The organism is Shewanella sp. CG12_big_fil_rev_8_21_14_0_65_47_15 (assembly GCF_002783505.1).
Lineage (GTDB): Bacteria > Pseudomonadota > Gammaproteobacteria > Enterobacterales > Shewanellaceae > Shewanella.
On record NZ_PFGL01000063.1, the window covers coordinates 219,556 to 227,311 of the forward strand.

4 protein-coding genes and 1 pseudogene are annotated in these 7,756 nt (G+C 49.5%); 3 read left to right on the forward strand and 2 right to left on the reverse strand.

The window, feature by feature from the left end; all coding sequences use genetic code 11:
• Positions 1 to 130 precede the first annotated feature (130 nt).
• Together yiaY and COW15_RS17715 are read right to left on the reverse strand one after the other, a co-directional pair.
• Positions 131 to 1,279 carry an L-threonine dehydrogenase gene (yiaY, locus tag COW15_RS17710; RefSeq protein WP_293634536.1) on the reverse strand — a complete coding sequence of 383 codons (1,149 nt, stop codon included), beginning with the start codon at positions 1,277 to 1,279 and terminating at the stop codon, positions 131 to 133.
• Between the two features lie 242 nt (positions 1,280 to 1,521).
• Positions 1,522 to 2,157 carry a peptidylprolyl isomerase gene (locus tag COW15_RS17715; RefSeq protein ID WP_293634537.1) on the reverse strand — a complete coding sequence of 212 codons (636 nt, stop codon included), beginning with the start codon at positions 2,155 to 2,157 and terminating at the stop codon, positions 1,522 to 1,524.
• 536 nt (positions 2,158 to 2,693) lie between these two features.
• On the opposite strand from COW15_RS17715, the gene malQ reads away from it, so the two are divergent.
• The 3 genes and pseudogenes from malQ to COW15_RS17730 all read left to right on the forward strand — a co-directional run.
• Complete coding sequence (gene malQ, locus COW15_RS17720; RefSeq protein WP_293634538.1) at positions 2,694 to 4,898, forward strand: 4-alpha-glucanotransferase; 2,205 nt, start codon at positions 2,694 to 2,696, stop codon at positions 4,896 to 4,898.
• A 25-nt stretch (positions 4,899 to 4,923) separates the two neighbouring features.
• Positions 4,924 to 7,146 (forward strand): 1,4-alpha-glucan branching protein GlgB, encoded by a 2,223-nt coding sequence (glgB, locus tag COW15_RS17725; protein WP_293634540.1) that lies wholly within the window; start codon positions 4,924 to 4,926, stop codon positions 7,144 to 7,146.
• A 6-nt stretch (positions 7,147 to 7,152) separates the two neighbouring features.
• Positions 7,153 to 7,756 (forward strand): annotated as a pseudogene (locus COW15_RS17730) (glycogen debranching enzyme GlgX); the annotation flags it as partial.

Sequence of the window (7,756 nt, forward strand, 5' to 3'; positions counted from 1 at the left end):
GCAGGGAAAAAGCGAACTGGGAACAGTTTATCGGATCTGTAACAGGGTGTAACCCACAGAGATCACGTTTTTTATATCATTTTGCGATAACTGTGAGATTGCATTGCGATTCCACCTGACCTCATTCAGATTAGAGCGCATTAGTGAAGATCTGGCAGATCTCCCCATGGGTCGCTTGTTTTGGATTGGTGAAGCCACAGGTATCTTTTAAGGCGTTATCCGCAAGGGTTGGAATATCCTCCGCTTTCACGCCTAACAGGGTCAGGTTTTCAGGAATTTTTACCGCAACAGATAACTTTTTAATTGCAGAAATCGCGGCTTCCGCCCCTTGCTTATCCGTCATGCTGGACACATCCACGCCCATCGCCTTGGCAATGTCTTTTAAACGTTCGGGGACGACCTGAGCGTTGTATTCCTGCACATGGGGCAGCAGCAGGGCATTACATACGCCGTGTGGCAGATCGTAGAAACCGCCTAACTGATGCGCCATCGCATGCACATAACCTAAGCTGGCATTGTTAAAGGCCATACCCGCTAGAAACTGGGCGTAGGCCATTTGCTCACGGGCGTTGATATCTTGACCATTTTCCACCGCGTTCACTAAGTTAGCCTGAATTAGCTCAATCGCCTTGATAGCACAGGCATCGGTGATAGGGTTCGCTGCGATAGACACATAGGCTTCGACTGCGTGAGTCAGTGCATCCATACCCGTTGCCGCCGTGAGGCTTGCAGGCTTTTTCAGCATTAGCTCAGGATCATTGACCGACAGCAAAGGCGTAGTGTGTTTATCGACAATTGCCATTTTAATATGGCGGGCTTCGTCGGTAATGATACAGAAGCGGGTCATCTCACTGGCGGTGCCGGCGGTGGTGTTAATCGCCACTAAGGGGAGCTGTGGCTTTGCAGAGCGGTCTAACCCTTCGTAGTCTTTAATGCTGCCGCCGTTGGTGGCTACAAGGGCGATACCCTTGGCACAATCATGGGGAGAACCACCGCCGAGGGAAATCACAAAGTCACACTCGTTGGCTTTTAGCAGGGCGAGACCGGCTTCGACGTTCGCCACGGTTGGATTAGGTTGTACACCATCATAAATGGTGGAGGTAATGCCATTTTGACCGAGTTTTTCGGCCACTTCACCGACTAAGCCAATCTTGACTAAGGGTTTATCCGTCACTATGAGTGCGTGTTTAAAGCCTAAGGTTTTGATATCACCGATAGCGTCATCCACTGCGCCTTGGCCTAATACGTTGACAGAAGGAATAAAAAATTTAGCAGCCATAAATCCACCTATATAAATTGTAAAGATAAATTTGTTTCATTTTCTGGTTACCAAGCTACCAATTAAGGGGGAGTCGATATGTGATTCAGATCGAGTTCAAGGGCTTATTGAGGCTAATTTCCCACTAAAGTTGGAACTTGGTAACAAAATGATGGATTTTTATGACGGAGCCGCACGGGTATTAAAAAGCACTGAATATTCAGTGCTTTTTTACGCTATAACATTCGCTTTAGCGGGGGGATTTAGCTGGCTGGACAGTTGGTTTCTGTCACTGAATTGATAAAAATTTCTTCAACCGGCGTATAGGAGAAACCACCGCTGGTTTTCGTGGGCACTATGCTTATTTGATCGACCACCTCCATCCCTTCAACGACTTTGCCAAAAACGGCAAAACCATAACTGCTGGCCGATGCATCCAGATCCGGATTATCTAAAATATTGATAAAGAACTGTGATGTTGCAGAATCAGGAACAGTCGTTCTCGCCATTGCAATTGTTCCGCGTTTATTGCTAATGCCGACCGCGGCCTCGTTGGCTATGGGAGCATTGGTCGGTTTACTCTGTAATCCCGTCGTAAACCCGCCGCCTTGAATGACAAAATTATTGACCGCTCTATGGAATAAAGTGCCGTTATAGAATGACTTATCCACATACTGCTTAAAGTTTTTACCTGTGATCGGCATATTAGTTAGGTCAATCGCGAGGGTGATGTCGCCCTTCGATGTGCCCATTAAATAGCAGATATCGGCGGATAATGCGGGTGGGGTTGGATCCGGTGTCGGTATTGTCGGCGTCGAGTCTTCCTCGCTACTACCACCGCAAGCTGTTAACAGGAGTGTCAATCCACTCGCAAAGAGCAGTCCTGTGAATGTTTTCATTTTATATCCTTATTTTTATTGAAATTTATTACAAATCCATCGACGGAGATAGCATAGGTTGTGAATACTGGACTCCAATAAGCATCGCTACATGTTGGACGTATGTTGCTTTTTTGTGGCTGAGGGAATGGTGACAGAAGTGGCTCGCATAATTCAAGGTAAAATTCTAATTGATACAAAGTGTTGCAGCTTATTTATTGCTGTTTTATTAACCAGATTTCAAGAGGGGACAGGTTGAGACAGCGTGGTGATTGGTATCCGCCCTCCATTGGGAGGCATTTACAGCATTAAAAATGCTCCCTTTAAGTTCATTGCACCTTTTTTAACCACTGCCTGCTTCAATCTAGTGCGTTAAGGCGGTTTTCTATCACGGCAATAATTTTCAATATTCCAGGTTAAGTTATTCAAGTCACTGATTTATCAATTGTCTTCACTGTCATTTGGCTGACACAAATTTGTCGTCATGCTGTTATTTTGTGCTGGCATGGTTACTGCCTATCTAACGCTATGGATGAGCCGTCGCGGGGGCGACAAATATGGGGCTGGAGAAGTTGCTGTATTTGCGAGGGGTTGGAGCGGACTTTACTGACTGCTTTGGCCAGTATATCCGCATTCCTGAGACGGATAGGCAAGGGATTTTGACTTGCATGCTAAAGGAAAAAAACGCCCTTGCCAGTGGTGAGACATGCACGCAGGCACAGCTAGCCTTACTCGGAGAGAGTGGGATTGAAGCCCAAATCCATCGGCTCGATGCGCAGCATTGGACTCAAGTTTTGCCCACATTTCATTGGTGTTATGTGGATGAGCCTTGGCTCAACCTCTATTTACCCCAGGATTATACTGGCGAGTTAGCTATCACTGTCGCTTGTGAACATGGTGAGTCTATTGCTTTTGATGTGCCATTCGCATTATTAAAGCCGATAGGTAACTACCGAATTCAACATGCCCTCTTCGGTGAGGGTCAGTATATTCAGTATCGCCTCGATTTAGTTCATGACGACTTAGGTTTGGGGTATCACGGGATAGCGCTAAAGTTGAAGTCGCCATTAGCGGTCAGTCGCCAACGGACTGAAAACCCTGTTCCCAAAGCCTTCCATGGCACTTTGATGGTGGCGCCTAGGGCGGCGTACCAAGGTGTGCTCAGTGCCACGCTCCAAGGAAAACGCCATAAACCTTGGGGAGTGAGTGTTCAGCTATACAGTTTGCGCAGCGATAGCCAATGGGGCATGGGTGATTTTGGCGATCTTGAGGAGTTGATTGCTTTTCTTGCGAGTCATGGGGCTGATTTTATTCAGCTGAATCCACTGCATGCCCTCGATATCGCCGCGCCGGAACATCCTAGCCCCTACAGTCCATGCGATCGCCGCAGGCTTAACCCTTTATATATCCATTTGCAAAGCGTGCCCGAGTATGAACCGTTAGCCAGCGAGTTTACGTCATCGTGTTGGCAGGAGGCAATTGCTGCGCTCAACCGGAATAATTGGCTCGATTATCCCAAGGTGAGTGAGCTTAAGTACCGCGCCTTTGCCCGCTTATATGGCGTCTTTTGCGAAGTGCATTTAGCGAAGGAGACCCCGAGAGCAAAGCGTTTCAATGACTTTGTGGCCGAGCAGGGGGCCGCCTTAGTTGAATTTGCTCAAGCTGAATCCCTAAGAAGTCCAAGGGCGATCGCCCAGGATGAGGGCTTCTACTTATATTTGCAGTTTGTTGCCGAAACCCAGCTGCAACTGTGTCAGTTAAGAGCCAAAGAAGCGGGGATGGGCATTGGGCTTATTCGGGATTTGGCCGTAGGCGCAGCGCTGCAAGGGGTTGAAGTTCAAGCAAATTCCGAACAGTTTTGCCTCAATGCCAGCATAGGTGCACCGCCGGATCCCTTTGCCCCCCAAGGTCAGAATTGGGGATTGACCCCCCTCGATCCCGTCAAATTGAAACAGCATGATTACCGCCATTTTATTGAACTTATCCGTGCCAATATGGAGAACTGCGGGGCGCTACGCATCGATCATGTGATGGGTTTACTGCGTCTATGGTGGTGGCCGCTTGAAAAGCAGTTAGGTGGGGGGGCCTATGTGTATTACCCCGTTGAAACTTTGCTGGCCATCGTATGCCTTGAGAGCCAGCGTGCCCGTTGCATTGTGATTGGTGAAGATCTAGGGCTAGTGCCACCGGATATTATCCACCGCCTCTACCATGGGGGCATTTACTCCAACGAGTTGTTCTATTTTTGCAAAGAAGGTCAAGGCTTTAAATTACCGAGTCAGTACAAATCCCAGAGTCTAATGATGCTCGCAAACCACGATGTGCCGACTCTGGTCGCCTGGTGGTGTGGGAGCGATTTGCACTTAAGGCGGCAGCTCACCCTATTTGCCAGCGATGGGCAGCTAGATGAAGCCTTGACTGCGCGGGAATATGAGAAACAGCAGTTAGTGTCCCTGCTAATCCAGCAAAAGCTATTACCGGACTCTGCGGCCCAAGAGGTTGATATTAATGAGCTATTAACCGCTTGGATGACCCTTGGCGCCTCGGGTTGCAGTGCGCTCTATAGCGTGCAGTGGTGCGATCTTCTGGGCGATCGCCACGCGGTGAATATTCCAGGGACTTGGCTGGAATACCCTAACTGGCAACGGCGTTTGCCCCTTGGCGTCACGCAGGCTAAGACTCGGGGGGAAATTCGCCAGCGCTTGCAGAATATTGCCAGCGCGCGGCAACTGTCCCTGCGAGCCACCCATTCACCCGATTGAACCATTGATGAATTACGGAAGCAAAATGATGACTGAGGCTAATGCTTATTTTTATGACGGTGCCGAGGTGGCGCTGCTAAATGGTCAATACACGGATGTGTTTTCACTCTTAGGTATGCACAGTTCGCCGGATGGTAAGGGACTCATAGTACGTTGCTTTTTACGCAATGCCCTTAAGGTTGATGTGATAAGTCTTAAAGATGGCCGCAAAGTGGCGAGCCTGGATAGAGTCAATGAGCAGGGTCTGTTTGCGGGCACATTGGGGCGGCGGGTTAAGCCATTTCTCTATTGCTTAAGGGTGGAATATCCCCTATGCCAGTTAGAGATAGTTGACCCCTACCAATTTGGTTCTTTGCTCAGCGACGATGATGTTTATCTGTTTGGCGAAGGTAGCGCCGAGCGGGCCTACGGCTTTTTAGGGGCGAATTGGCGTTATGTGGATGGCATTGAAGGCGTGCATTTTTGTGTATGGGCGCCCAATGCGAAACGGGTTTCCCTCGTCGGGGATTTCAATCATTGGGATCATACCCGCCATGTGATGCGCCAACATATCGCTAATGGCCTTTGGGAGCTATTTTTACCTAATGTGGTCGAAGGTGCGCACTATAAGTTTGATCTGGTTTATCAAAATGGTGAGCGTCACGCCAAAGCCGATCCTATGGCAACCCAAATGGAATGCGCGCCCCATAATGCGTCTATCGTGCCGCCTAAAGCCCATCACAGTTGGAATGACACCGCTTGGATGAGCAAGCGGGCGGCAACGGCGTGGCATAAAGCGCCTATGTCTATCTATGAAGTGCACTTAGGTTCCTGGCGCCGCAAGGGGAGTCATGGCGAGCAATTCTTAGATTATCAAGATCTTATTGAACAGCTGATTCCCTATGTGAAGGCGCAAGGTTTTACCCATATCGAATTGATGCCGATCAGTGAATACCCCTTCGATGGCTCATGGGGTTATCAGCCCGTTGGCCTCTTTGCCCCGAGCCACAGATTCGGCGAGGCCAGTGGACTCAAGGCCTTTGTTGATGCCTGCCACCGGGCGGATATCGGCATTATTCTCGATTGGGTCGCGGCTCATTTTCCTAAGGATCCCCACGGCTTAGTGCGTTTTGACGGCACTTGTTTATACGAGCATGAGGATCCCCGCAAGGGCACTCACCCCGACTGGGACACCCTGATCTACAACTATGACCGCGGTGAAGTGCGCAGTTTTTTACTGAGTAATGCCTGCTATTGGCTAAGGGAGTTTCATTTCGATGGCCTAAGGTTAGATGCAGTGTCTTCCATGTTGTACCTCGATTACAGCCGCGAACCGGGGCAATGGTTACCCAATGCCTATGGCGGGCGGGAAAATCTTGAGGCCATCGATTTTCTGCAGGTACTTAATCAGCGTCTTTATCAAGCCTTTCCCGGTATTTGCATGATAGCCGAGGAGTCTACCGCCTTTGCGGGGGTGACTAAACCTACGGATCACCATGGTCTGGGCTTCGGCTTTAAGTGGAATATGGGCTGGATGAATGACAGTTTAAGTTATTTAGGGCGCGATCCTATTTATCGTCAATACCATCACCATCAACTGACCTTCAGCCTAATGTACGCCTACACTGAGCAGTTTATGTTGTCCGTCAGCCACGATGAAGTCGTGCACGGCAAGGGGTCACTGCTGCATAAAATCCCCGGCGATGATTGGCAAAAATTTGCCACTCTGCGTGCCTACTATGGCTTTATGTGGGGACATCCGGGTAAGAAGCTCTTATTTATGGGCAGTGAGTTTGCCCAACATAACGAGTGGAATCATAACCACAGCTTAGACTGGCATCTACTGGCCTTTGAACCACACCAAGGGGTACAGCACTGGCTTCGCGATCTCAATCAGTTATATCGGCAAATGCCAGCGTTATCCGTACTGGATTATGACACTGCGGGGTTTCGTTGGCTCGATTGTGACAATGGTCGTGACAGCATTTTCACCTTCGTGCGTTATGGCTTAGCAGGGGATGCACCCCTCGTCTTTGTGATCAATATGACGCCCACGGTTCACCAAGGGTTTCGCATCGGCTTACCCCAAGGCGGGGATTTTTGTGAATATCTCAACAGCGATAGCCATCTCTATGGTGGCTCTAATCAGGGCAATGCAGGCATAGTCGTGGCTGAGGCGCAGCCATGGCAGGGGATGGCGCAGAGTGCGCTGATTACAGTGCCGCCTCTGGGTTGTCTAGTCCTAGGCCCTGCAGCGGGCCGAGGTTAACAGGCTATGGCAACCGAGGCTTGGCTGACATCGAAGCACCATTTCCCCTATGAACTCAGTGCAGGAAGCCCTTTTCCTCTCGGGGCAACTGTGGATGAGGGCGGGGTGAATTTTTCGTTATTCTCCGCCCATGCGACTGGGATCGAACTCTGCCTATTCGATGATGCAGGCCATAGCGAAATCCACCGTATTGCCCTGAGTGAACAGACGCAGCAGATCTGGCATGGCTATGTGCACGGGCTTAAGGCCGGGCAACTGTATGGCTATCGGGTTTATGGTCCCTATGAACCGCAGCTCGGACACAGATTTAATCCCCATAAATTGTTGCTCGACCCCTATGCACGTCAGCTGGTTGGCGAGTATCAACACCATAGCGCTAACTACGGCTATGAATTAAATAATAGTAGTGAAGACTTATCATTCAGTACCTTAGATAACGCGGCTTTTATGCCTAAGTGCAAAGTGGTGGATATTCGGCCACTTATCGCTGCCGCCAAGGATTCGGCCATTCGACCACTCGTTCGCCGGCCATTAGAGCAAAGCATTATCTATGAGATGCATCTTAAGGGTTTTACGGCGGCGCATCCCGAGATTGACGATAAGCGGCGGG